Origin of the sequence: Polaromonas sp. JS666 (assembly GCF_000013865.1) — a bacterium.
GTDB lineage: Bacteria > Pseudomonadota > Gammaproteobacteria > Burkholderiales > Burkholderiaceae_C > Polaromonas.
Genome location: NC_007950.1, coordinates 312,245 through 338,007, shown reverse-complemented (window position 1 = coordinate 338,007; position 25,763 = coordinate 312,245). Strand labels below are relative to the sequence as shown.

Below are 25,763 nucleotides of genomic sequence, written 5' to 3'. Positions count from 1 at the left end.
TTATTTGTTGCTGCATTCACTGCAGCGAACCCTGATGAAAGACGCACGCGGGGGCCTCATTCGTTAGTCGAAGTGATCAGTGACCACCTCCGTGCTTTATTCAGGCACTCCCCGCGCAGGTCCAACCCTTGCTTCATCACTGAAAGCCGTCAAGCGGCGGTAGTCATCAATTCTTTCGTGTCTCCTGAAAGCGTGCTGGCCGATGCCAATGGCTTGCGCTCAGGCGGGCATGGCAAAACGCTCGCCCCGCGCCAGCATGGCCCAGCACATCCGGGCATTCTTGGCGGCGATGGCCACGATGGCGCGCCAGTAGCCGCGCCGCTCGGCCAGGGCCAGCGCCCAGCGGCTCAGGCTGTCGGTCTGGTCCTTGGCTTTATTCAGGACGGCACGCGCGCCCAGGACCAGCAGGGAGCGCATGTAAGGGTCGCCCGCCTTGGTAATGCGGCCCAGCCGCGCTTTGCCACCCGAGCTGTACTGGCTCGGCGCCAGGCCCAGCCAGGCGGCAAACTGACGGCCGCACTTGAACTCATGACCGTTGCCAATCATGGCCAACATGGCGCTGGCCGTGGTTTCGCCAATGCCCTTGAAGCGCATGAGCTGCTGCGCCCGGCTGTCCTCGCGGGCCATCTGCGCGATGTGCTTGTCGTACTGCCCGATGCGTTCATCCAGGTGGTGCAATTCGCTCAGCAAGTCGCCCACGGCCGTGTTGGCCCAGCCCGGCAAGTCCTCCAGGCATCTGGCGGCCTCGCGCCGCACGGTGGAGGCCTTGAGCGGCAGGACCATTCCGAACTCGGCCAGCAGGCCGCGGATGCGGTTGATGGTGGCCGTGCGCTGCTCGATGAATCCTTGGCGAACCCGGTGAATGCCGAGCTGGCCTTGCTGGGCCAGGTTCTTGATGGGCACAAAACGCATGTTGGGCCGCTGCACGGCCTCGCAAATGGCCGCGGCATCGGCCGCGTCGTTCTTGCCTTGCTTGCCCGAGAGGCGGTAGGGCGCGACGAACTTGGGCGCCATCAGCCGCACTGTGTGACCATGGGCCGTGAACTGCCGCGCCCAGTGGTGGGCGCCCGAGCAGGCCTCCAGGCCAATCGTGCAGGGCGCCAGCGAAGCCACCAGCTCCAGCAGTTTGCCGCGAGCCACCGACGGCTTGACCAGCGCCGGCTTGCCTGCTTCATTGACGCCGTGGACGGCAAAGACATTCTTGGCCAGGTCAATGCCAACAAAGACGATGCTCATGGTCTTTCCCCTTGCAGTGAGTTGATGAAAAGTTTGCGCTTCCCATCGTGGCACCAGGCGGCTCAGCGGCACAATGCGATAAAACCCGGAACCAGGGGAACGCCCCTTTCATTCGTTAGGATGCACTGTCGTCAACCGGGTTTTTCCTCAGCACGCGGCGCTGAGGCCGCCTGGCATCAAAAAAATCAGAGGAGACAAAGATGACAAGCCAACAAGACCAGGCGGCACTTGGGGGGCCACTCGCGGGCGTGCGGGTGATTGACCTCAGTGCAGTGCTGATGGGTCCCTACGCGACCCAGATTTTTGGCGACCATGGCGCCGACGTGATCAAGATCGAATCCCCCGAGGGCGACTCGACCCGCTGGATCGGTCCCGGACGCCATCCCGGCATGGGCCCGCTGTTCCTGCACCTGAACCGCAACAAGCGCAGCGTGGCGCTAGACCTCAAGTCGCCGCAGGGCGCGGCCGCGATGCGGCACCTGATCGAAGGCGCCGATGTCTTCGTCCACAACCTGCGCCCGGCCTCCATCGCCCGGCTCGGGCTGGACTACGAGAGCGTGTCGGCCATCAACCCGCGCATCATCTGGTGCGGCGTGTACGGCTATGGCGAGGACGGTCCCTACGCCGGCCGCCCGGCTTATGACGACCTGATCCAGGGCGCGGTCGGCATCGCTGCCCTGCAGCAACGCAGCGGGGCGAGTGAGCCGCGCTACGTGCCGCTGACGATTGCCGACCGCATGGTCGGCCTGCATGCGGCGCACAGCGTGGCCATGGCGCTGTATGGGCGCGAACGCACCGGGCGCGGCTGCCGCATTGATGTGCCGATGTTCGAGACCATGGCCAGCGTGGTGCTGTCGGACCATATTTACGGGCACACCTTCGAGCCGCCCAGTGGTGGCGCCGGCTACGTGCGGCTGCTGTCGCCCGGGCGCCGGCCCTATGAAACCAGCGATGGCTACATCTGCGCGCTGGTCTACAACGACGGCCACTGGCAGCGTTTTCTGCGCGCCATCGAGCGCGATGATTTGTGGGTGGACCCGCGCTTCGCCAACCTGTCCAGCCGCACCCGGCACATCGACGAGGTGTACGGCTTTCTGGGCCAGACGCTGCGCGGGCAAAGTACCGCGCACTGGCTGGCGCTGTTCGAGCAGATCGACGTGCCGGCGGTGCCTTTGAACACCATAGAATCCCTGCTCGATGACCCGCACCTGGCGGCGGTGGGCTTCTTCCAGCAGGTCGAGCACCCGAGCGAAGGGACGATGCGCACCTTTGGCGCGCCGGCGCGCTGGGAGGGCTATGACGTCGGCAAGCTGGCGCCCGCGCCGCGACTGGGGGAACACACCGAATCGGTGCTGCGCGAATGCGGCTTTGATGCAAGCGCGCTAGCGTCCTTGCTGGCCAGTGGCGCAGCGGTTCCGGTCGTCGCCGATGCGGAGGTGTCAGCATGAGCGCCCCGGCATTGACCGTGACCCGACTGGCCGGCGCGCTGGGTGCGGAACTCTCCGGGCTCGACCTGTCCCAGCCGCTGCGTCAGGATGACCTAGCGGCGCTGCGCAGTGCCTGGCTGGCGCATGGCGTCGTCTTTTTGCGCGACCAGCACCTCATACCAATCCCGACAGAGAAAGAACCAAAGCCAGGCATCGGAGTCTGAACAGACTTGGCTCTTGATGGAGGTTGCAAAAATGTTATCTCAGCACATCATTGATCAGCTGCAGCCCTATGATTTCGACCGGCTGGCCCGCAAGGAACCCGATGGACGCCGGCGACTGCGCCTGATCGCGCTGGCACACCTCAAGGACGGCAAGAGCTGCAGCGAAGTGGGCGCTGCACTGCGCGTAACCCGTCATGCGGTCATGCGCTGGGTGCAGTGGTTTAGCGCCGGCGGCGTCGCGCGTCTGGCCGGCCTGCCGCACGACTGGAGTACGCAGCGCCTTGCCAAAGAGCACGAAGAAGCGTTTCGCCAGGCCGTCGAGCAACTCCAGCGCGAACGCGGCGGCGGGCGGGTGCGGGGCGAAGACATCCGCCAGTTGCTGGCCGGGCAGTTTGGCGTGGCCTACAGCCTGAACGGTGTGTATGACTTGATAAAGCGCTTGGGCATGGTGTGGATTTCGGCGCGCGCCGTCAGTCCGTACGCGGATCCGGTTGCACAAGCCGAATTCAAAAAAAAACTTTGTCCAGGAAGTCGCGGCAACGCTGCCGCCAGGCGTTGCGTCTGAGCAGGTCGATGTGTGGTTTCAGGATGAAATGCGCATCGGCCAGCGCGGCACGCAAACGCGCCTGTGGGCGCGCAAGGGAACGCGGCCCCGGGTGGTGCGCCAGCAGCAGTCCGAATCGGCGTATATCTTTGGCGCCGTCTGTCCACAGCACGGTAGCGCGGTCGGTCTGGTCATGCCGCACGCCAATACCGAGGCAATGGCCCACCACCTGCAGGCCCTGAGCGAGGCGGTGCCTGCGGGGCGCCACGCCGTGCTGGTGCTCGATCGTGCAGGCTGGCACACCACGCCCAAACTGCCGCAGTTCCCCAACGTTTCATTGTTGCCACTGCCGGCGGGCTCACCTGAACTCAACCCGGCCGAGCAGGTGTGGCAGCAACTGCGCGACCGGCACCTGGCCAATCGCTGCTACGACGGCTATGAGCAGATTGTTGACGCCTGCTGCGACGCCTGGAACGTCTTCACGCAAATCCCCGGCGCCATCCGCTCTTTGTGCTCGCGCAGCTGGGCAGTGCTGCCTTCGGCTCCGGTTATCTCATGACATGGGATTGGTATCACGTCCGGGCAGTTCCTGGCCTTCGCCCAAGCCGTTGGCACGCCGGTGGAATACCCGTTCGTCAACGGCATTGCGGGATTTCCGGTCATCATTGAGGTGAAGAAACTGGCGCATGAAAAAGTCAACTTCGGCGGTGTCTGGCACAGCGATACCGCCTACCTGGCGCAGCCGCCGATGGCCACGCTGCTGCTGGCGCGCGAGGTGCCGCTGTACGGAGGCGACACGCTGTTTGCCAACCAGGTGCTGGCCTACGAGGCCTTGTCGGATGGCATGAAGCGGCTGCTCGATCCCCTGGTGGCGGTCAACACCTCGGCCAAGGCCGACGTGTCGCGCACCCGCGAAGACCGCCTGGCCGAAGCCGGTCGCGCCGACCAGCACAGTGATTACGAGGCCGAACATCCCGTGGTGCGGACCCATCCGGAAACCGGCCGCAAAGCCTTGTACATCAACTGCGCCCACACAACACGCTTTGTCGGCATGGCCGAAGAGGAAAGCGCGCCGCTGTTGCAATTTTTATTCGGGCATCAAAAGAAGGAAGAATTCACCTGCCGCTTCCGCTGGCAGGTGGGTTCGATCGCGCTCTGGGACAACCGCTGTACGCACCACTACCCGGTCAACGATTACCACGGTTTTCGCCGGGTCATGCACCGTATCACGCTGGCGGGTGACCGGCCTCGCCGGTAGGGGTGCCAGCTCACGCTCAGGGGGTGCTCACATCCGCTGGGGCCGGAGGCGGGCGATTCAGATGACGGTAGACAAAACCACGAGAGACGCCCAGTGCGCGTGCCGCTTTTGAAACATTGCCGCCGTACTCGGCGAGCGTCCGTTCAACCAGTTGCAACTCAGATTGGCGCAGGTTGGTGGGTGAAGCCGGTGTTATGTCCGGTGCTGCAGTGGCCGGTTCTGGTTCCGCCGTGGTCTGCGCGTCTTCTTGGTGACTGCCCAGGCTGAACACTTCTTTCGCACCATCAGCGCACTGCATGTGCGCGAGCAACCAGACGGCGAGCCCGTTCGGGAGCTGATGCAGCGTGGCGTCGGCCCGCCGGGTCAATGCGGCCAGTTCCCGGGGTTTGAGCCCGAACACCTCACTCAACTGTGTCCACGGGCCGACTTGCAACACGCCGAGCAGGCGCGCCGCCACGCCGTTGATCCAAGTTACCATGCCGTCGCTGTTCACGCCTGCCAACCCCTCCATCGGCGTACCCAGCAGGGTGGGCATGGTTTGCAGGCGGACGATGATGTGCTCGCGGGACTGGGCTTGCAGTAGCCGGTTTTCGATAGAGGTGGCATGCAGGGCAACCATCGAAGCGGCATCAAAGCCGAACGAATGCGATTCGATCGACACGTTCAGCACACCGGCCACCTGCTGATGAATGTTGCGGATCGGTGCGGCTGCGCACTGGATTATCTGCATGCACTCGAAGAAGTGTTCTGCTGACCTCACGATGCAGGGCTGGCCGGTTCGCACCACGATTCCGGGTGCGGTTGTTCCCACACTTTCCTCGGCCAGGTTGACACCGACGCGGCTTGCCAGCTGTAATAACCTGTCATGGCTGGCGGTCGATCGCGTGGCGTGCACCACCACGCCATGGGCGTCTGTCAACATGGCTCGGCAGGCGGTGCCAGCGAGCATGGTTTCGAGTCGCATTAGCTCGTCGGTAGCGGCATCCAGGAACATGCGGTTGCGCGACAGCACCGAGTGGACGCGGTTGCGGGTCACCGTGTTGAAGCTGGTGGGCTCGTTCGGGTTACGGTGGGCCTGCATGCAACGGTACCAGGACTGAATGACGCCTTCACTGACCAGTCCCGACGGACGAGTCCCTTCCTCGAAAAAGCGCTCGCGTGCGAGTGCGAGTCGTTGCTGCTCTGTAGCGAAGAACGGTTGCGTCTGAAGGAGTGCTGAAGATTGACGGTATGTCACATTGGGCCTCTTGATCTGGTTGACCTACTGCAATATGGACAGTCTGAATAACACATTGCAACGTGTAGTAACAAGTCACTAACTTTATAAAAGTGAAATTTCACTAAAAAATTGTGCAAATATAACCAGTTTTGCAGCCCATTGGAGGGTCATTTTACCCCTTTCAAAATCTCCAGTCTGTCTTCGGGTACACCTCAACGGCCCCGTCTCGGGAGACCGGCATGTCTAAATCCTCCATCGTCCCCACAATCGGCGTCCGATTGCTCAATGGTTCGCGTGCACCGTAGGTTCCTGTTGCAAGGTTAAAGCGAGTCCGCAATTCTGGACAAGAGATATGCACAGGCGGTTCAATACTTTGAGCGTCCGAATTCTGCAGAATGAAGCCTGCAACAATTATTTTTAGCAGGAGACAACATGAAACCTTCAACCGAGGCGGACTTTCTTCGCGTGCTCTACCAGAGCTGGTCCGACCGCATGGCGGAGAACCCGGCGCTGACCATCGCCGATCTGCGCGGCCTCTTCGACGAGTGGCACCAACCGACCCGTGAGCCTGAAGGCGTGACCTACAAGTTCGAGACCGTCGCCGGGGTCGAGGCCCTCTGGGCGCTACCGCTTGACGCCGACCCCCGCAAAGTCATCCTCTACACCCACGGTGGCGGTTTCGCGGTCGGCTCAGCCGCCAGCCACCGCAAGCTCGCCGGGCACCTGGCCAAACACCTGGGCGTCACGGCCATCGTGCTGGACTACCGGCGCGCGCCCGAGCATCCCTTCCCGGCCCAGCTCGAAGACGCGACCGCGGTGTACCGTGCACTCCTGGCGCGCGGCTTCAAGGCAAACAACATCACCACCAGCGGCGACTCGGCCGGCGGCAACCTGGCCATCGCCACCGTGCTCAAGCTGCGCGACGACGGCGTGGCGCTGCCGGGCGCGGTCATCGCTTTCTCGCCCTGGCTCGACATGGAGCACGTCGGCAAGACGCTGCAGACCAACGCCGCCACCGACGCCCTGGTGAGCAAGGCCGTGCTGGAGGCCATGTCCGGCATGTTCCTGGGCGAGCAAGGCTCGCGCACCAACCCGCTGGCCAATCCGCTCAAGGCCAGCTACCAGGGTTTTCCGCGCCTGTACCTCAATGCCGGCTCCCAGGAAACCCTGCTCGACAACGCCACCGACCTGGCCGGGATCGCCAAAGCCGCAGGTGTGGACGTCACCCTCTCGGTGGTGGACGGCATGCAGCATGTGTTCCCGTTCCTGGCTGGCCGGGCGGTCGAAGCGGATGACGAACTGCGCCGCATCGCCCAATGGTTTAAGGCTGCTTGAAGCGACCTTCCGACAACACCTGACCCCATCCAGACGGGGAAAACTTGAACAATAAAGGAAACAAATAATGACCCTGGCAACACAAGACAGCCACCCAACCCAGACCGACTACGACGCGGTGGTCGTGGGTGCCGGCTTCGGCGGACTCTACATGCTGCACAAACTGCGCAACGAGCTCGGCATGAACGTTCGCGTCTTTGACAAGGCCGGCGACGTCGGCGGCACCTGGTACTGGAACCGCTACCCCGGCGCCCTGTCCGACACCGAGAGCTTTGTGTACTGCTACTCATTCGACAAAGCCCTGCTGCAGGAATGGCAGTGGGACACGCGCTACGTCACGCAGCCGCAGATTCTGTCTTACCTGAACCACGTGGCGGACCGGCTGGACCTGCGCCGCGACATCGAGTTCAACACCGGCGTCACGGGCGCCCGGTTTGATGAAAAGCGCAATCTCTGGGAAATCCAGACCGATACCGATAAAACCGTCACGGCCAGATACCTGATCACGGCACTGGGCCTGCTGTCGGCCACCAACGTGCCCAACATCAAGGGCATCGAGACTTTCCAGGGTGCGCAATACCATACCGGCGCCTGGCCTGAAGGCGTTGATTTCAAGGGCAAGCGGGTCGGCGTCATTGGCACCGGCTCCACCGGCCTTCAGGTGATCACGGCTCTCGCCCCGCAGGCCAGCCACCTGACGGTATTCCAGCGCTCGCCGCAGTACAGTGTGCCGGTCGGCAACGGCCCGGTCAGCCCGGACTACGTCAAGTCCGTCAAACAGAACTACGAGCAGATCTGGAAGGACGTGCGCAGCTCGGTGGTGGCCTTCGGCTTCAAGGAGAGCAGCGTGCCGGCCATGAGCGTGTCGGAAGAAGAGCGCCGCGCCGTTTACCAGAAAGCCTGGGACACCGGCGGCGGCTTTCGCTTCATGTTTGAAACCTTTTGCGACATTGCCACCAGCGAAGAAGCCAACGAAACCGCCGCTGCGTTCATTCGCGGCAAGATCGCCGAGATTGTCAAAGACCCGGAAACTGCCCGCAAGCTGACACCGACCGACCTGTATGCCAAGCGGCCGCTGTGTGACAGCGGCTACTACGCCATTTACAACCGTGACAATGTCGCCTTGGTCGATGTCAAGGCGACCCCGATTACCGAAATCACGCCCAGGGGCATCAAGACGTCGGACGGCGTGGAACACGAATTGGACGTGCTGATCTTCGCCACCGGCTTTGACGCGGTGGACGGCAACTACACCAAAATTGACCTGCGCGGGCGCAACGGCAAGACGATCAAGGACAAGTGGAAAGCCGGCCCGACCAGCTACCTGGGCGTGGCGAGCGCGGACTACCCGAACTTGTTCATGATCCTCGGACCCAACGGCCCCTTCACCAACCTCCCGCCGAGCATCGAGACGCAGGTCGAGTGGATCTCCGATCTGATCAAGCACATGAACGACACCGGCCGCCAGCTCGTTGAAGCCACCCACGAAGGCGAAGACGGCTGGACCGCCACCTGCAACGAAATTGCCGGCTACACGCTGTTCCCGAAAGCCGATTCGTGGATCTTCGGCGCGAACATCCCGGGCAAAGCCAGGACAGTGATGTTTTACCTGGCCGGCCTGGGAGCCTACACTCAAAAACTGAACGAGGTGACGAGCACCGGCTACCCAGGTTTTGAGATCCGCTAAGCCGACGCCAGTTCAACGTTCAGGCAAGCACCAACAAACCAAGCAAGCAAGCAAGCAAGCAAGCAAGTTACAGGAGTCAATATGAAACGCGTACAAGACAAAGTCATTCTCGTCACCGGCGGTGCCATGGGCATGGGCAAATCGCACAGCGAGCTGCTGGCCAGCCAGGGCGCCTGGGTGTTCGTCGGCGATATGGATGCCGCCGGGGGCCAGGCCACGGTGGACGGCATTCGCAAAACCGGGGGCAAGGCCGATTTTCTGTCGCTCAACGTGACGCAGGAGGCCGACTGGAGCGCCGCCTATGCCCAGATCATCGAGAAGGCCGGACGCATCGACGTGCTGGTCAATAACGCCGGCATTCTGGTCTTGAAACCGGTGCAAGACACCACCAACGAGGAATGGGATCGGGTGTTCAACGTCAACGTGCGTGGCCTCTTCCTGGGCACCCGGGCGGTGATCCCGCTGATGCAGAAAAACGGCGGCTGCAACATCATCAACATCTCCTCGATCTACGGCCTGGTTGGCGCCCCTGGCGCCAGCGCCTATGAGGCCTCCAAAGGGGCGGTGCACCTGTTCACCAAGTCCTGCGCGGTCGACCTGGCGCCCTTCAACATCCGTGTCAACTCGGTTCATCCGGGCGTCATCGAGACCGAGATGACGAAGGACTTGCTGGCCGATCCGGCCATTCGCCCGGCCCTGCTCGGCCCCACCCTGCTCGGACGGGCGGCCCAGCCGATCGAGGTGTCGCAGGCGGTGCTGTTCCTGGCGTCGGACGAATCGTCCTTCGTGCATGGCGCCGAGCTGGTGGTCGATGGCGGTTACACCGCCAACTGAGCGAGCAGACGCTGGTGCAAGCCAGCAGGTCGCCCTTTGGCCGTGCGAAGCCGTCCGCGCCATACATCGTTATTCACAACACTCGCCGGTTTTAAACGGCGAATGGAGACCCACATGAATTACCGCTGCGCCCATCGCTGGGCCTTTCCAACTTGGGGCGCTGCCCTGAGCGAACACACCGACGAGCTGGCCGCGCCCAGCGGGCACGAGGTCAGCATCCGTGTCACGCACTGCGGCATGTGCCACTCCGACCTGCACATCCAGGCCGGAGGCTTTGACATGGGCGGGGGCAAGCTCACCTCGCTGGAGCGCGCCGGGGCCACGCTGCCGCTGACCATGGGTCATGAAATCGGCGGCGAGGTGGTGGAAATCGGGCCCGAGGTCACCGGTTTGGCGCTGGGCGACAAGGTCATTGTCTACCCCTGGCTGGGTTGCGGCCAGTGTGCCGTGTGCCTGCGCGGCGACGACCACCTGTGCCCGCGCGCCGCGCGCAATCTCGGCATCCAGTTACCGGGCGGTTATGCGGACATGGTGCGCGTGCCGCACAGCCGTTACCTGGTGCCGATCGGCACGCTGGAGCCGGCCCGTGCCGCCACCTTTGCCTGCGCCGGTATCACGGCTTACGGCGCCATCCGCAAGCTCAACCCGATGACGGCCGAGGACCATGTGGCCATCATCGGCTGTGGCGGGGTGGGCATGACCGCAGTGGCACTGCTGTCGGCCACTTCCAAGGCCCGCATCGTCGCCATCGACCCCGACCCGGCCAAGCGCGAAGCCGCCCTGCGTTACGGCGCCGTGCTGGCTTTTGACCCGAATGAAGCCGGCGCACTGCGCACCATCGGCAAGGCCTGTAACAACGACATCGCAGGCGTGGTGGATTTTGTCGGCGCTGAGTCCACATCGTCGCTGGCCGTCAATCTGGTGCGCCGCACCGGGCAGGTGGTGATCGTCGGCTTGTTCGGCGGCGAGTTCCGCATGCCGCTACCCATGTTCGCGATCAAGTCGCTGCAGATCACCGGCTCCTATGTGGCCGGCCTGGAAGACTTGCGTGAGCTGGTGGCGCTGGCGCAGCGGGTGGACCTGCCGCAGATTCCGCTGGAGTTGCGGCCGATGGCCAGCGTCAACCAGGCGCTGGACGACCTGGCGCACGGGCGGGTTATTGGGCGCGTGGTGCTGCAGCCTTGAAGACGCCGGAGCGGGTGAGGGTGCGGGCCGGCTGAGGCGCAAGCCGTTGGCACATGGCTTGCGCCTCAGCCTTTTGGACTGCCGGGTGCAGCCGCAGGGGCGTCGCGAACCTGCCATGCTGCCGCCAGCGCCAGCGCACACAGTGCCGCCAGCAGCATGAAAGACTCGTTGAAGGCCGCAAGCCGTGCCGGGCTGCTGGTAGTTTGCGCCAGCGAATCACCATGCGCGCTCAGCCGCCATTCGAGCACGATGCCGCACAGGCTGACGCCAATCGCGCCGCCCAGCATGCGCACAAAACTGATCGTGCTGGAGCCCTGCGAAATCAGGTTTTTGCCCAGCGCCCGCAGCGAGCCGAGGTTGAGCGAAGGCAAAATGAAACCGAGCCCGATGCGCCCCAATATGGCCCAGGCCACCAATACCCCTATCCCGGTGCTCAGGGTCACCGTCAGCATCAGGGCAAAAGACAGGGCCAGCAAGGCCAGTCCGATGCTGACCAGCAGGTAGGTGGGATGGCGGTCGGCCAGACGGCCAACCAGCGCAATTGTGACGGCCAGCACAAAACCGGACGGCAACAAGATGCTGCCGACATACGAGGCTGACAAACCCAGCCCCAGCTGCATGTAAACCGGCAGCAGGTAGGTCGAGCCAAACAGCGCAGTGCCGTAAATAAAGGCGACGATGCTGCCCCTGGCGAACTGGCGGTAGCCAAACAGCGCCAGGTTCATCAAGGGTTCCCGGCCGGTGTTGGCCAGGCGCCGCTGCCAGACAATAAAAACGACCAGCGCCAGTACGGCCGCGCCCAGCAGCAGGGCGGCTTCAAGCGGTGCGCCGCCGTGCAGTGCCACCATGCCGTTGAGCAGGCACAAGGTACCGGCGCTGCCCAGCAGCAGGCCGCGCCAGTCCAGCGTCGCGCCTTTGCGGTAGGCCAGCCACAGCGAGGCCAGGCAAAAGGGCACGACCATGAAAAAAATCGAACGCCAGCCAAACAGATCGACCAGCACGCCGCCGATACTGGGTCCGATGGCGGGCGCCAGCACCACGCCCATGCCAAAGATGCCGCTGGCTCGCCCTTGTTCGTGCGGTGCAAAGGCGCGCATGATGATGATGGCTGGAATCGGCTGTACCACGCCGGCCGCCAGCCCTTCGGCCACGCGTGCAGACAGCACCAGGGCGAAGCTGCTGGAGAATCCGCCAACGATGCCGCCAGCCAGCAGCAGGACCATGGTGTCCACATAAGTGCGGCGGTAGCCGTAACGCGCCAGCAGCCAGGGTGTGGTCAGCATGGAAGCCGTCATCGCCACCATAAAGCCGGAGGAGACCCATTGGGCGCGGTCCTGGCCGAGCGCGAAGTGCTGGCTTAAGTCGGGAATGGCCACGTTGACGATGGTCGAGGACATGATGGACGCCATCGTTCCCACCATGACCGACAGCAGCAGGAGCCAGCGATAATGCGGGCCGTAGTGCGCCTGCATTTCGTCAAGGGTGGAAGGGGTGCTCAAGGGGTGTTTTGCCGTGTTGCTTGGGCGCCTGGATTCATCAACTGCACGGATTAACGTGAAAGAACGAACTTTCATGGCTCGGGCTGCTTCGCATTCCGAAGCATGAAAGTTAGAGTAGGGCTTCGGCAGTGCAAGCTGCCATCATCTCGATGTGGTAAGTGGGCATGGTTTTCCTTGAGGTGTTTGAAGCGCGGCGCATTCCTGTTGATCGTGACCGGTTGTGCCGCGAGGCATTGACACTACAAATTGTAGGGGTGATCATGACCACCTGGCAGTCGACGGTTTGGTGCGAAGACTGATCATGGGCTATGCGCTAACGCGACCACCGCCTGACGTGCCTGCACCACCCTGGCGTCCACCTGGGCGGCATCCAGCCGCAGCAGCAACTGGTCTTTTTGCACCGCGTCGCCTTCTCTGGCGAAGAGCTCGGCCACGCGCCCCGGCATCTTGCCGGCGACGAGGTAATGATCGCCCTAGATGCGGCCGTTGGCCTGGATCAGGCCTTCTGGCAGCGGCGGCTGGCGCAGCAGCCACCACCCGGCGGCGAGGCCCATGACAGCAAGCAAGGCCACCGCCGCCGGAACGAGCAGGCGTTTTGGGGGTGTTTTGATGGCATCAGTGTCCTCGAATTCAGAGCTCGCCCGTGGCGCGCTTGAGCCGCAACCCCGCCAGTGCGGCATCAGACAGCGCATTGGCATGGTTGCCCTCGCTGCCGGTACGCAAGGTCTCGGCATCCAGCACCTCGGTATGGGTGGACAGGCCGTTGGCATAGCGGTCGCGCGCCACGAGCAGGTTTTCCTCGGCCTGGGCGATGGCCGACTGGGTGACGATGAGGCGCTTGCGGGTCTCTTGCACGTCCAGCCAGGTCTGGCGCACCTGCAAGGCGATGACGGAGGCCAGCTCGTCGCGTTGCTCCGTCAATGCCGCGGCCTGGCGCTCAACCGCGTTGGCGCGGTGGCCGACCACGCCACCGTCGAACAGGTTCCATTTGGCTCCCAGCGTGATCATCCATTGCCCCGGGTGTACCTGGTAGCGGTTCTCCTGGTAGCCGTAGCCGCCGGACAACGCGACCTGCGGGGCGGTTTCGCCGCGCACGGCGGCGGCCTGGTGGCGCATCGCTTCAATCTGTTGCGCCAGTGCCGCCAGCTCGCTGCGCTGCGCCAGTGCCCGCTCGCTCAGGGCGGGGAGCGGCTCTTGCGTCGCCTCGGGCGAAAGGTCGTCGAGCGCGACGGGCTGCTCCAGCGGCCGCCCCAGCAGGCGGTTGTAGGCGGCGCGCGCCAGATCCAGCCCATTGGCCACCTGCAGGTGGCGCTGGCGCGCATCGGCCAGGGCCACCTGCACCGAGAGCAGGTCGCTTTTGGCCACCATGCCCTGCTCATGCAGGTTGCCCACATCCCGTGCATGGGCCTGCAGGCTGGCGACGTGGCTCTCGGTGACCTTCAGCATGCGGCTGGCGCGCAGCACGTTGACATAGGCATCCGCCACGCGCAGTTTGAGGTTTTGGGTGTCGGCGCTTTCGCCCAGCCGCGCCGCGTCCAGGCTCGCCGTGGCGGCATCAATGCCGCGCGTGATGCGCCCGCCGGTGTAGAGCGGCAGCGTTGCCATGGCGCGGTAGGCGGCGCTGCCCTTCTGCGCCAGCGGCATTTGCAGCGACTGGCCAAAAAAATCAACTTTGGCCGCCGGTGTCTCACCGAGGGCGGTATAGCCCGCCTCCAGCGCCACATTGGGCAGACGGGCGGATTTCGCCGCCTCCAGCAGACTCGCAGCGGCGGCGCTGCTTTCACGTGACGCTTTGAGCCCACGGTCAACGGTCAGCGCGGTGTCCCATGCCTGTTGCAGGGACTCAGCGGCGGCGTTGCCGGCCAGCAGCGCAGCGGCCAGAGCCGCCAGCGGCAACAGGCGGCGAACTTTTATCGAGCGGTTCATAAGGTTCCTTTTTCCATGATGGCTTCTTTCCGGTCCTTGTAGCGCAGCAGCAGATACAGCAACAGCGGCACCACGACCAGGGTGAGCGCGGTGGAGGCCAATGTGCCGAAGATCAGCGAGATCGCCAGTCCGCCGAACACCGGGTCGGACAGCATCACGGCGCTGCCCAGCATGATGGCCAGTGCCGTCAGCAGGATGGGCCGCAGGCGCACCGCGCCGGCTTCGAGAATGGCCTCGCGCAAGTCCATGCCCTGGCGCCGGTAATCCAGCACGAAATCGATGATGAGCAGCGAATTGCGTACCACCACCCCGGCCAGCGCAATGATGCCGATCATGGACGTGGCCGTGAAGGGCTGCCCCATGAGCCAGTGCCCCGGAAAAATGCCCGCCAGCCCCAGCGGGATCGCCGCCATGGCGACCAGCGGCAGGCTGAAGGACTGGTAGTAGGCCACCAGCACCAGAAAGATGAAGGTCAGCGCCAGGCCTAGCGCACCCAGCATGTCGCGGTAGGTATCCAGCGTCATGCGCAGTTCGCCGTCCCATAGCAGGCGGGGGCCCTCCAGGGTGTCGGGCGCGACCGGGTTCAGGCGCAGGTTGCCGGTGGTGAGTCGGCTGCCATCGGCGAGCAGCAAGCCGTCCAATCGCCGGTCAAGGTCGAGCACGGCATAGACGGGGGCGGTGGATTCGAGTTCGCCGCCGACGTAGGTGACGCGCTCGCCATCCTTGTGCGAAATCGTTCGGTCGACTGCGCCGGGGACGACTTGTACCACCTCGGACAGCGGCACCCGCTGGCCCTGCCGGTTGGTCACGGACACGCGTGCCAGCAGTGCGGGATCGATCTGGTGGCGCCGGGGAATCTGCAAGCGGATGGGCACGGGGTTCTTCTCGCCAGCGATACGGGCCCGACCCATTTCCTCGCCGTCGATGAGCCGACGCAGCGCGACCGCTACTTCGGCCACGCTCAGCCCGGACAGCGCGGCCTTTTCCCGGTCCACCGTCAGGCGGTACTGGTAGACGTCCTGGGCCTCGGAGTCGGTCACCTCCACCATGTCGCGCGTCTGCTGGAAGGCCGCCTTGACCTGCGCGGACAGCGTGCGCAGTTGTTGCAAGTCCTTGCCGTAGATTTCGGCCAGCACGGTGGCGCGCACCGGCGGCCCGGGCGGGTCCTCGACCAACTGCACCGTACTGCCGGGGTAACGCGCGGCCATAGCCTGCAGTGTGGGCCGCAATTCGCGCACGATGGCGATCGAGGTCTTACTCCGATCAGCCTTGTTCAGCAGGTTGACGCGGATCTCGGCGACGTGTGGCCCTTGCTTATTGCCGGAACCACGCAGCAAGCCATTGAAGTCGATCACGCCGGCCTCGCCGATCCAGCTCTGGTAGTTGCGAACGTAGGCGTTCTCGCGCAGCAGCGCACCGACTTCGCGCGCGAACCGATCAGTCGCCTCCACCGGCGCGGTCGCGGGCATGTCCAGGGTGATGTTGAAGGTGTTCTTGTCGTCCTTGGGCATCATGGCCAGCTCGACGCCGAACCAGGACTGCGGCCCACCCAAACCGGCCGGGCGCACGAATTGCCAGGCCGGTTGCAACAGCGATACGGCAATGGCCAATCCCGCCAACAGGAACGCAAGCCAGCGGCTGCGCGAGCGATCCACCAGCGGCGACATCAGATGACGGTAGAAACGATGCAGGCGGTCCTTGGTATCGTGGTCTTCCAGATCGTGCCCTTCACCGAGCTTGAGCCAGCGGTTGGCGGCCCAGGGCACCACCGCGTAGGCCACCAGCAGCGAGGCCGCCATGGCGACCGGCACGTTGAAAGCGACGGGGTAGAAATACTGCCCCGGCATGCCGCTGACCACCAGCAGCGAGCCGAACACCAGCATGACCGCCAGCGTCGCCAGGTTGGTGGGGTTGCCGATTTCGTTGGTGGCCTGCACCGTGACCAGCCGTTTGTCCTGCTTGCCAAGACGGCTGTAGTTGCGGTGGATGTTTTCGATCACGACAATCGCGCCATCGACCAGCAGCCCCAGCGACAGGATGAGCGCGAACAGCGAAACCCGGTTGATGGACAGGCCAAAGAGATAGGCCGCGCCCAGGGTCAGGGCCAGGATCAGCGGCACGGTCACGCCCACGATCAGTGCTTCCTTCAGTCCCAGGAACGCGGCAGTCACCAGGAACACGGCCAGCACCGCGATACCCAGGTGCTCAATCAGCCCGCTGACGGCGGCATCCGCCTTCTGGCCATCGTTGCGGGTAACGACCAGTTCGACTCCCGTCGGCACGAATTGCGCCTTCATGCGTTCGATGCGCTCAAGCACATCGTTGGCAACAAAGACGGCGTTACTACCGGCTTTCTTGGCCACTGCCAATGTGACGGCCGGCATCTCCGCCTGCTGCGTCTTGCCAAAACGCCCGTCCGCCGGGCCGAAAGCGAGACGGCTGAGGTGCGTGCGCTCTTGCGGCGGGCCGTCGATCACCTGCGCCACATCTCCCAGGTAAATCGGGCGTCCGGCGTGGCTGCCCACGATCAGGCGCTTGAGGTCTTGCGCCGAGCTCAGAAAGCCGTCCAGGAACACCTGGCGGTTTTGGCCCTGTTGCACGACCGTTCCCAGGGGCGCGGCAACATTGCTTGCGCGCAGGGTGGCATGCACCTGGTCCAGCGTGACGCCGAAGGCCTGCAGGCGCTGCGGGTCCAGCTCGATGCGCAGTTCCCGGTCGCGCCCGCCCTTGACGGAAATGGCAGAGACCTTGTCCAGGCTGCGCAGTCCTTCCATCAGGCGGTCGGCCAGACGCTTCAGGGCGTAATCGTCGTAGATCTCGGAGGCCAGCGTGACGGTGACAATGGGCACGTCGTCCACATCCACGCTGCGAATCAGCGGCTCGCCCGCGCCCGCAGGCAGGCGCTCGCGCTGCCCCAGCACCCGGTCGTAGAGTTTGACCAGCGATTTTTCCTTGTCCTCGCCGACCTTGAACTGCACCATCAGCACGCCCATCGAATTCACGGCGGTCGCATACGTGTGATCAACGCCGGCAATCTGCTTGACGATGCCCTCCAGCGGGCGGATCACCAGTTCCTCCACCTCCTCGGCGGAGGCGCCGGGCAGTGTCACCCATACCTGGGCGCCGGGCACCACGATCTGCGGATTTTCCTCGCGCGGGGTCAGCGTCACGGCCAGTAGCCCGAGCAGGATGCAAGCCAGCATGAACAAAATGGTCAGCTTGGAGGTGACAAAGAGATTCGCCAGGCGGCCGGCGCTGTTGAGCTTGTGCTGGCTCATTGCGCCTCCTTCGCGGCGGTGACGCGGTCGCCCTCGCGCAGGGCCGGTGTAGCCGCTGCCACGAAGCGCTCATCGGCGGCCAGACCAGCACTCACCTCGACCTGATCGGGCCACTCGCGGGCTATGCGCAGCCAGCGAAAGCGTGCCCGGCCTTCGCCGTCCACCACAAAAACGCCGGTGAGCCCGCCGCGCTCGACCAAGGCCTGTCTGGGCACCAATGGCGCCTGGCTCGCACCGAGCCCGAACGCCGCGCGCCCGAACATGCCGGGCATCAGCCCCGCCGTTTCGGGCAGGGCGATCTTGACCTGGTAGCTGCGCGAGACCGGGTCGCCCGAGCGCACCACCCGGCTCACCGTGCCCTTGAGCGGCGCGGGCACGCCGTCGATGTTGACTTGCACCGGCTGGCCGGCCGCGATGGCGGCGACTTGGCCCTCCGCCACGAAGGTCTCGAACAACAGGCCGCGGCCCGACTCCAGGGTCAGCAGCGGCATGCCGGGCAGGGCGAGATCGCCAGTTCGTTTGTGGCGCGCCACCACCACGCCGTCCACCGGGCTGATGATCTCGGCGTAGGCGCGCTGGGCCAGCGCCGTGTCCAGACCGGCGCGCGCCTGGTTGCGGGCCTCGCGCGCGGCCTCGAACTTCAGGCGCACCTTGCGCAATTCGTTGTCCGAGACGCTGCCGCGCTCGAACAAACGCTGGAAGCGCTCCAGGTCAATCTGTGCATCGCGCAGCGCCGCCTCTGCCGCGCCGCCCGCCGCCTGGCCCTGGCGAATGCCGCCTTCCACGTCCGACGCGTCCAGGCGGGCCAGCAACTGCCCGCGCCGCACCCGGTCGCCCTCCTGCACCAGGATGTCGCGGATATAGCCGCTCAACCGCGAGGCGACCTCGACGCGCTGGTCCGACACCACCGAGCCGACCGCCGTGTATTCAAGTGGCGCCCCGGCGGACGCGGTCATGAGCGGCAGGGGGCGGCTGATCGTCGTCGATGCGGCAGGGGCCTCCGGCGCTTTGCCGCAAGCACCCAGGAGTGCGGCCAGCGCCAGCGGCGCCAGGTAGAGGAGGCGGTTTTTTCTTTTTTCCACAAGAGGGTCTTTCATGATGATGTCGAGGTAATAGTTTTGGGTTTGCATGCCGATGCCTTGGCGCCAAGGCTGGCCGCGATCAGTTCAGCCAGTTCGAGCGGGCGTCCGTTGCCTGTGGCCGTGGCGATGGCCCGCGCTTCTTGCGTCGCCTGGCGGCACAGATCGAGCGCGGCGTCCTGCAGGGCCGTGCGTGCCTCGGAGATGTCCATGGCATCGGCTTCCTGTTGCAAAACGTGGCTTGAAACAAGGTATTGGCCGTAACGCCGGGCCGTGCCGGCGAGTGGCTCCGGGTAGCCCGCGAGGGTGGCACCCGCAGCACCAGCCGCCTCACCCAGCGGGGCCGCCAGTTGTTGCCGGGTCTGCAACAGCCGCGACGGATCGTCTCGGGCGTCTGGATCCAGGCCCAGTTGGGTGGTTTCCAGCTCCGAAGCCCGGTTGACCGCCTCGGAAACCAGCGCCAGGACGCGCATGTCAGCGCAGCGCACCAGCAAGCGAAAAGCCCCGGTGGTCAAGTAGTCACCCGCCAGCACGGTGGCGCCGGTGCCCAGTAGCGCGGACGCGCCAGTTGTCGCGTCAACGCGTGAATGCAATTGCTGCAAGCCGATGTGAATGAGGTCCAGCGCCGTGCCGGCGTCGATGCCCGGCTGGCCTGCATGGAGGCTGCAGGTCACCAGTGCCCGGATCGGCGTATGTTGGTCCGACAGCAGCAGGCGCAAGGCGCCGCGGACCGGCACGGCCTCGCAGGTCAGGGTGCTCGCCACGGCGGCGTGGACGCCGGCGATCACGGTCTCGGGGAAGTTCATGGAATGCGTGTCAGTCATGGGTTGGCGTTCTTGTCCAGCGGGCCAGTTGCTCGGCCGCGCTGTGGTAGCCGATGTCGATGATTTCTTCAGCGCGGTCGAACTCCATGAAGCGCACCGCGCCCAGTGGCGGCTGGATCAGGAGGTCGGGTTGGGTTTGCCGCAGGTCGGCTTCGGTGACGCGCGCCTGCATGATGTAGAGCGAGGCCAGCAGCACCTCGAAAATGCCGGGCAGCGGCTCCAGGGGGGGCTTGTGCAGCCAGTCCTCGAACTGCGCCAGCACCGGGCTGTTGATGGCCTGCAGGCTCTCCAGCAGGCGCGCCATGATGGGGCCATGGCCGTTGCCATTGGCGTGGGCGGCGGGGTGGGACAGCCGGCCCGCCACGATGTCGTGGTTGAGGTCGACCGCGATGACCAGGTCGGCGCCCATGGCGCGCGCCACGCTCACCGGCACCGGATTGACTAGCCCGCCATCGACCAGGATGCGGCCGTTGCTGCGCACCGGGGTAAAGATGCCGGGCACGGCGATGCTGGCACGCACCGCTTCGGTCAGGTCGCCCGTCGTGGCCACGACTTGCTCACCATTGGTGATGTCTGTGGCCACGGCGGCAAAGGGCAGCAGCAGGTCCTCGATGCGGGCGCTGGGCACATGGGCGCGCACGAATTCGGCGATTTTCTGACCGTCAATCAGCCCCGAGCGGGGGAACACCGGGTCGAGCAAGGCGACGATGCCCGGCCAGTCGAGATTGCGCAGTCTGGCGCTCAGGCCGTCGAGCTTGCCGGCGGCGAAAACCGCACCGATGACCGCCCCCATGCTGGTGCCGGCCACCACATCGACCTCGATGTGGGCCTCCTTCAAGGCGCGCAGCACGCCGATGTGCGCCAGTCCGCGCGCCGAACCGCTGCCCAGCGCCAAGCCGATCCGGGGCCGCCTGGGCGGCGTCAGGCCTGCGGCCGGGGCTTTGCTGGTTTGTGGTTCGTTCACTGGCTTGCCCCCTTGTCTGGCCCATGACCCGTGGGCCGGTGCAGCCCACCGACGCGCCGGCGCAGACGCCGAATCCCGTACCGCAGTGATCGCTGAAGCGTCGTTGCGCGCGCATGTCGCGCGCCATGGCGGGCCGGGAATTCACGCCCTACGGCGGCCTCGAAGACCTGGAAGCGTTTGAGATAGGTCTCGATCTCCTGGCGCCGCAGGCGCCAGGCGTCGATCCGGCCGTACCCGTCCACGAGTTCGGTGAACAGCGCCCGCATGCGTCGCGCCCCCCGGTCTTGCAGCACCTCGTCGGCCCGTTCGGTGGCGATGCGCGCCAGCGCCAGGCTGCGCTCCAGCAGGCGCCGGATGTCCTGGGCGCCGTCAAGCTCACCCAGGCGCCCGATCTCGCGCAGGGGCCGTCTGGCCTGAGCCGCCAGCAGGCGCCGCAGGTCGGTCGCCAGGGCGTCGGCCAGGCGCCGCTGCGCGCGGCTGAAATGCGCCGGATCGTCGGCCAGGGCGCCAGCCCCGTGGCCGCGCAGGTCCTCGAAATAAAGCTGTTGGTCGCCGAAATAACCGGTCAGTTGTTTGGACGCGGCCGCTTCGAGGGGTTCTTGCGGCGCCTCGCGCAGCGCCCGCGCCATTGAGCGTAGCGGTTGTCCGAGCGAGAGCGGAAAACGCGAGAAGCGATAGGCTGCGTTGGCGCCCGGTATCTGCCGGTAGGCCACCAGTTCCATGTACAAGGACGCGTCGTCCTCGCAGGCCTGCCGGGCTTCCTCGAAAATGTCCAGCGGCATGACCGGCAGCCACCGCCGCCCCAGCGGTGGCGAGCGGTCATAGCCGCCCGCGCGCAGGAGGCGCACCACCACGTCGGCGCAATTGAACTCGCTGCGATCCCACAGCAGGCGGCCTTGCCCAAACTCATCTTCGATCCGGTGCGCCTCGGCAACCATCGCCGCCTTGCGCTCTGCCGCCACGCCCGCCACCCGCAAGCCGAGCGTCTCGCGGCCGTAGGCCATGCCGTAGGTGTTGGTGTGCACCTGCGACGGCGGCTGCACGCCGTACAGGTAATCGGCCAGCGTCACGTGCTGCAGCAGGTTCGGGTCGTGTCCCGGCACGGCCACATAGTTGGCGCTGTAGACGGTGTCGTCGACGCGGATGGCAATGTGCCCGAACGGGTTTTCCAGCACCACGCGCTGCGGTGTTTGGGCGGTCGAGTAGGACAGCAGCAGCTCGATGTCGCAGGGCGCCTCGGCCTGGAGCCGCGCCAGCGCCGCGTCGATGTCGGTGACGGCGCTGCCGTGCTCGGCGCCGAAGTCCGGCGTCATACCCGGCGCGGGCAGGGCCGGGTCGAGCGCGAAGCGGGCGATGCGCCCGAGGTCGGCACTGTCGTGAAAGGCGTGCTGGGCGTGGCGCATCGCCGCCTGCCGCTGCGGGTCGGCCAGCACGGCGGCGGCCAGCTCGCCCGCCTGCGCCAGGGTGTCGGCCAGCTCGGCCACCCCCAGCCGGACGAACAAGGCGGCGTTTTCCCGCTCATGGCCGCTCACCACGTCCAGCAGGATCGTCGGCGTGCCCATGGCAAAGGCCTCGGCCGGCGTCATGCCCCCGGCCTTGGTGATCAACAGGTCGGCCATGCGCATCCAGGCCAGCAGGTCGGCGTGCGGCACCAGGCCGCAGACCTTCAGCGTTGCCGGCGCCGGCAGGCGTTTTTGCAATGCAGTGAGCAGCGCCTGCTGCCGCGCGTTGGCGCCGCAGACGGCAATGATCTGCAGCGGGCCTTGGTGGTGGCGGGCGAGGCTCTCCACCACGACAGCGTAGTCGCCCACCCCCTCCTTGCCCGAGGTGATGAGCACGGTGGGCGCATCCGGGGCCAGCCCCAGCGCGGTGAGCGCCATCTCCCGGGTACCGCAGTCGGCGGCCGCCACGCGCACCGGCATCCCGCTGGTGGTGACTTTGTCGGGTGCCACGCCGGCGGCCAGCCAGCGCGCTTCCAGCTCGGGGTGGGCGAGAAAGGTGCGGTCGATCATTTTCGAGATGCGCGGGAAATAGCCTTCGAAGAAGTCCGTGTGCAGCCAGCCGATGTTCACCTGCGCCAGCAGCCCACGCTCGCGCAAGGTCCCGAGCACCTGCGCCGATCCGTAATGCGTGGCAAGAATCGCGTCGGGCGCCTGCGCCTCTAGGAAGGCGCGCACCTTGTCTTGCGGGTAGTCGTTGGACAGCCAGGCCAGCGACGGCACCCGCTTGCCGCGCGCCTGCAGGGCATGGAACAGCGCGTCGAAGCTTTCGGGAAGATTGCCGGCGATGAACCAGTAGAGCCGCTCATCCACCCAGCGCCAGAGCGGGTGCATGAACTCGCGGATGTCTTGCAGGATCACGCGCGCACCAGGCTCCAACTGGCCAATTTCTTGCTCTATGGCCTGCGCGGCGCTGATGTGGCCATGGCCGATGGACGAGTAGAAGATGACGATCTTGCGGGGCTGGGCAGCCCCGGCATCGCCTGCTGCCGGCGCCTCCGCCGCCCTGCGCCGCGCCCGGCCGCGTCGCAGCGCAAGCCATGCCAGGACGACGAACAGGGTGAACGCGACCGCCAGCGCGAGCGTGACGAGCGGATCCAGACCAAACGCCTGCGGTCCGCTCACTCCTTGCCCCCGCTGCGCCAGATCGAGAGCAGCAGCCAGAGGCTGCCGATGACGGCGCCGATGAAGCCGAGCAGGCCGAAGAAGGGCAGGCCCAGCCAGGTGGGGCCACCGGGCACGGTCATGACGATGGAGGAGCCGACGATGAGCGCGGCGATAACGATGCCGACCGTCAACCGGCTGGCGGCGTTGTCGAGCTGGTTGCCGACACGTTTCAAGTGCGTGACATCAATGTGAATTTCCAGCCGCCCGCGCCGGGCCGCGCGCAGCAGCCGGGAGAGGTCTTGGGGCAGACCGGCCACCAGGGAAAGCGCTTCGCTGACCCCACGCCAGCCGCGCTGCAGGAGCGCCGTAGGTGCATAACGTGCGCGCAGCGCCTGTTCCAGCAAAGGCAGCGCCTCGCCAGCCATGTCGAAGTCGGGGTTGAGCTCGCGGCCCATGCCTTCGAGCGAGATGAAGGCCTTGATCAGCAGACTCAGATCGGGCGGCAAGGCCAGCTGGTGCTGACGCAAAATGGCCACCAGGTCGGAGAGCATGGCGCCGAGCCGGAGCTGCTTGAGCGCCACGCCATGGTACTGCTGCACAAACGTCTGAATTTCCAGCAGCAGGCCGTCTTCGTTCATGGCGCCGTCGCCGGTCCAGTCGAGCATCACGTCGGCAACGCGGCGCGGCTCGTGCTTGACCAGCCCCAGCAGCAGCCCGGTCAACTGGTCGCGCCGCTCCTCGGTGAGCCGCCCGACCATGCCGAAGTCAATGAAGGCGATGCGGTTGCCGGGCAGGTAGAACACGTTGCCGGGGTGCGGGTCGGCGTGAAAGAAACCGTCCTCCACGATCATCTTCAGTACCGCGCGCGCGCCGCGCCGGGCAAGGATCTTGCGGTCGAGGCCGGCCTGGTCAACGGCGGCAAGCTTGCGCCCGGAAATGCCATTGATGAATTCCTGCACGCACACCCGCTCGCCGGTCCACTGCCAATAGACGCGGGGAATGACGATGAGGGCGGGCCGCTCCTCGGGTGCCTCTGTTTGCACCACTTCCCCGCTGGACGGGAGACCGGGCGAGTCCGGGTCGGCATAGCCGGCAAAATTCTCTGCGATGTGCTCGGCGTTGCGGCATTCGCCGGCGAAATCGAGTTCGCGCCGCAACGACTGGGTAAACTGGCGCACCACTTCCTGCGGGCGGAAACTGCGCAGTTCCGGACTTTCTCTTTCAATGAGTTGTGCCAGCCTGGCGAGCCAGCGCAGGTCGGCCTCGATGATCGGCCGGATGCCGGGCCGACGCACCTTGACCACCACCTCGCTGCCGTCTTCGAGGCGGGCGCGGTGCACCTGTGCGATGGAGGCCGCCGCCAGCGGCTCGGGATCGAAGGCGGCGAACACCTCCTCGGGCGGTGCGCCCAGGTCCTCGCAGAGTTGCTGACGGATGTCGGCCCAGGGCGCGGCCGGCGTGCTGTCCTGCAGCTTGCCGAATTCAATGATCCATTCCGGCTCGAACAGGTCGATGCGGGTAGCCAGCACCTGGCCGAGCTTGACGAAGGTCGGGCCCAATTCCTCCAGCGCCCGGCGCACCCGGGCGGGCGGCTCCAGGTGCGCCAGTTCCTGCGCTTCGTTCCAGTGCAGCGCCTGCCCGGCCCGCTCCAGCGCATTGGCCAGCCCCATCCGGCGCACCATGTCGCCAAAGCCGTAGCGGATCAGGATCGAGGCGATGTCGTGCAGGCGGCCGATGTCGCGCACCGCCGTCAGTGCCTGCCACAGCATCAGTCTCCCTTGCCTTTGGGATGGCCGGGTTTGACGTGATCGGCCAGACCGGTGAGCACGCCGGCGGCGATCTGGCGCACCAGGTTGGAAGTGGCTTGTGCCAGATGCAGGCCGGCAACAACCTGAGTGCGTCCCGTCGTGCCAAGCTGGTGCGTGATGACGGCCAGGGTTTCCTTCAACTGTGCGCGCACGGCGGAGCCATAGAGGCGGGCGTGCCTTGCCAGATCGGACAGGATTTCTCCTGTGGCATCCTTGGCACCCGAGGCCGAGTTTTGCAGGGTTTCCAGGAACATCGCCTCCAGGCTTTCCAGGTCGGTGCGCGCGCGCGCGAGGTCCTCACTGGAAAATGTCTGCGCCCGGGCCGCCGCTTCTTCTAGGGCCAGTTTGGAGGCTTCGGCAAACTGTGCCAGTGCCGCGTCCAGCCCGGCGACGGCCTGTTTGAGGCGTGTCCGCATGATTTCGGTTTGCGCCGCTGACTGCTGCAACTCCTTTTGCGCTCCTGCCCGCGCGCCGCGCAAAACCGCACTCGCGATCTGCCGCAGGGATTCGATATCGAGCGAGCGCGCGCTGATCTTGCGCAAGGTGAGTTGCCGCACAATGTTCTGCACATCGTGTCCCTGCTCGACGGCGTTACGCACTTCAGCTTCGAGCATCGCTGCATCGTTACCGCCGCCGATGGTGTTGACTGTTTCGTTTTGCATGATGGTGATCCTCTTGAAGGGGTGACCTGAATAACTGGATGTCATGGTGGTACCGCGCATCACAAATACCCGTCGCCGGGTGGGAAAGCGTAGCCAGCGCCTATGTCTTCCACACGACCCGGCCGCATCGGTGGGCGGGTCGTGCTTGCCATGAACTACTTGTTGATG

At 65.3% G+C, this 25,763-nt stretch carries 21 protein-coding genes; 9 read left to right on the top strand and 12 right to left on the bottom strand.

Features of this window, described 5'->3' with window-relative positions:
• Positions 1 to 219 precede the first annotated feature (219 nt).
• Positions 220 to 1,236, bottom strand: coding sequence for an IS110 family transposase (locus BPRO_RS27865; RefSeq protein ID WP_011486398.1), 1,017 nt, complete (start codon positions 1,234 to 1,236; stop codon positions 220 to 222).
• 200 nt (positions 1,237 to 1,436) lie between these two features.
• Between BPRO_RS27865 and BPRO_RS27860 the strand changes: the two genes are divergently transcribed.
• The 5 genes from BPRO_RS27860 to BPRO_RS27840 are packed head-to-tail and all read left to right on the top strand — an operon-like array spanning position 1,437 to position 4,689.
• Positions 1,437 to 2,684 (top strand): CaiB/BaiF CoA transferase family protein, encoded by a 1,248-nt coding sequence (locus BPRO_RS27860; protein WP_011486397.1) that lies wholly within the window; start codon positions 1,437 to 1,439, stop codon positions 2,682 to 2,684.
• The gene (locus BPRO_RS27855) at positions 2,681 to 2,887 is read left to right on the top strand and encodes a TauD/TfdA dioxygenase family protein (protein WP_041390746.1); all 207 of its coding nucleotides are present in this window, start codon (positions 2,681 to 2,683) and stop codon (positions 2,885 to 2,887) included. Before BPRO_RS27860 ends, BPRO_RS27855 begins: the two co-directional genes overlap by 4 nt.
• A gap of 31 nt (positions 2,888 to 2,918) precedes the next feature.
• Positions 2,919 to 3,452 (top strand): helix-turn-helix domain-containing protein, encoded by a 534-nt coding sequence (locus tag BPRO_RS27850; protein WP_011486396.1) that lies wholly within the window; start codon positions 2,919 to 2,921, stop codon positions 3,450 to 3,452.
• Entirely contained in the window at positions 3,379 to 3,990 is a 612-nt protein-coding gene (locus tag BPRO_RS27845) for an IS630 family transposase (RefSeq protein WP_198141071.1), read from the top strand. Before BPRO_RS27850 ends, BPRO_RS27845 begins: the two co-directional genes overlap by 74 nt.
• Positions 3,991 to 3,996: 6 nt before the next feature.
• Positions 3,997 to 4,689: a TauD/TfdA dioxygenase family protein gene (locus BPRO_RS27840; RefSeq protein ID WP_081430614.1), complete on the top strand. Its 693-nt coding sequence runs from the start codon at positions 3,997 to 3,999 to the stop codon at positions 4,687 to 4,689.
• A gap of 16 nt (positions 4,690 to 4,705) precedes the next feature.
• On the opposite strand, the gene BPRO_RS27835 is transcribed toward BPRO_RS27840, so the two are convergent.
• Positions 4,706 to 5,926 (bottom strand): GAF domain-containing protein, encoded by a 1,221-nt coding sequence (locus BPRO_RS27835; protein WP_011486394.1) that lies wholly within the window; start codon positions 5,924 to 5,926, stop codon positions 4,706 to 4,708.
• A gap of 414 nt (positions 5,927 to 6,340) precedes the next feature.
• Here BPRO_RS27835 and BPRO_RS27830 point away from each other — a divergent pair, with 414 nt between their 5' ends.
• The 4 genes from BPRO_RS27830 to BPRO_RS27815 all read left to right on the top strand — a co-directional run bounded on the left by BPRO_RS27830 (position 6,341) and on the right by BPRO_RS27815 (position 10,949).
• Entirely contained in the window at positions 6,341 to 7,243 is a 903-nt protein-coding gene (locus tag BPRO_RS27830) for an alpha/beta hydrolase (RefSeq protein ID WP_011486393.1), read from the top strand.
• Between the two features lie 67 nt (positions 7,244 to 7,310).
• Positions 7,311 to 8,930 (top strand): flavin-containing monooxygenase, encoded by a 1,620-nt coding sequence (locus BPRO_RS27825; RefSeq protein WP_011486392.1) that lies wholly within the window; start codon positions 7,311 to 7,313, stop codon positions 8,928 to 8,930.
• An 81-nt stretch (positions 8,931 to 9,011) separates the two neighbouring features.
• Positions 9,012 to 9,764, top strand: a complete 753-nt coding sequence (locus BPRO_RS27820) for a glucose 1-dehydrogenase (RefSeq protein ID WP_011486391.1) — start codon at positions 9,012 to 9,014, stop codon at positions 9,762 to 9,764.
• Between the two features lie 114 nt (positions 9,765 to 9,878).
• Positions 9,879 to 10,949, top strand: coding sequence for an alcohol dehydrogenase (locus tag BPRO_RS27815; RefSeq protein WP_011486390.1), 1,071 nt, complete (start codon positions 9,879 to 9,881; stop codon positions 10,947 to 10,949).
• Between the two features lie 65 nt (positions 10,950 to 11,014).
• Here the strand turns inward: BPRO_RS27815 and BPRO_RS27810 are convergent, their stop codons facing one another.
• From BPRO_RS27810 to BPRO_RS27770, 10 genes are all read right to left on the bottom strand, one after another.
• Positions 11,015 to 12,421, bottom strand: a complete 1,407-nt coding sequence (locus tag BPRO_RS27810) for an MFS transporter (protein ID WP_157046092.1) — start codon at positions 12,419 to 12,421, stop codon at positions 11,015 to 11,017.
• A 326-nt stretch (positions 12,422 to 12,747) separates the two neighbouring features.
• A complete protein-coding gene (locus BPRO_RS30705; protein WP_255349061.1) occupies positions 12,748 to 12,894 on the bottom strand; it encodes a biotin/lipoyl-binding protein in 147 nt (48 codons plus the stop codon).
• A 184-nt stretch (positions 12,895 to 13,078) separates the two neighbouring features.
• Positions 13,079 to 14,374: a TolC family protein gene (locus BPRO_RS27805; protein WP_011486388.1), complete on the bottom strand. Its 1,296-nt coding sequence runs from the start codon at positions 14,372 to 14,374 to the stop codon at positions 13,079 to 13,081.
• Positions 14,371 to 17,652 (bottom strand): efflux RND transporter permease subunit, encoded by a 3,282-nt coding sequence (locus BPRO_RS27800; RefSeq protein ID WP_011486387.1) that lies wholly within the window; start codon positions 17,650 to 17,652, stop codon positions 14,371 to 14,373. The genes BPRO_RS27805 and BPRO_RS27800 overlap by 4 nt, the downstream gene beginning before the upstream one ends.
• A complete protein-coding gene (locus tag BPRO_RS27795) occupies positions 17,649 to 18,782 on the bottom strand; it encodes an efflux RND transporter periplasmic adaptor subunit (protein WP_232291618.1) in 1,134 nt (377 codons plus the stop codon). Before BPRO_RS27795 ends, BPRO_RS27800 begins: the two co-directional genes overlap by 4 nt.
• Positions 18,746 to 19,555 carry a polyprenyl synthetase family protein gene (locus BPRO_RS27790; protein ID WP_011486385.1) on the bottom strand — a complete coding sequence of 270 codons (810 nt, stop codon included), beginning with the start codon at positions 19,553 to 19,555 and terminating at the stop codon, positions 18,746 to 18,748. The genes BPRO_RS27795 and BPRO_RS27790 overlap by 37 nt, the downstream gene beginning before the upstream one ends.
• The gene (locus BPRO_RS27785) at positions 19,548 to 20,519 is read right to left on the bottom strand and encodes a patatin-like phospholipase family protein (RefSeq protein ID WP_011486384.1); all 972 of its coding nucleotides are present in this window, start codon (positions 20,517 to 20,519) and stop codon (positions 19,548 to 19,550) included. Before BPRO_RS27785 ends, BPRO_RS27790 begins: the two co-directional genes overlap by 8 nt.
• Positions 20,516 to 23,143: a UDP-N-acetylglucosamine--LPS N-acetylglucosamine transferase gene (locus tag BPRO_RS27780; RefSeq protein ID WP_011486383.1), complete on the bottom strand. Its 2,628-nt coding sequence runs from the start codon at positions 23,141 to 23,143 to the stop codon at positions 20,516 to 20,518. Before BPRO_RS27780 ends, BPRO_RS27785 begins: the two co-directional genes overlap by 4 nt.
• Complete coding sequence (locus BPRO_RS27775) at positions 23,140 to 24,894, bottom strand: ABC1 kinase family protein (RefSeq protein WP_011486382.1); 1,755 nt, start codon at positions 24,892 to 24,894, stop codon at positions 23,140 to 23,142. The genes BPRO_RS27780 and BPRO_RS27775 overlap by 4 nt, the downstream gene beginning before the upstream one ends.
• On the bottom strand, positions 24,894 to 25,595 hold the full coding sequence (locus BPRO_RS27770) for a DUF6781 family protein (RefSeq protein WP_041390829.1): 702 nt from the start codon (positions 25,593 to 25,595) through the stop codon (positions 24,894 to 24,896). The genes BPRO_RS27775 and BPRO_RS27770 overlap by 1 nt, the downstream gene beginning before the upstream one ends.
• Positions 25,596 to 25,763 lie beyond the last annotated feature (168 nt).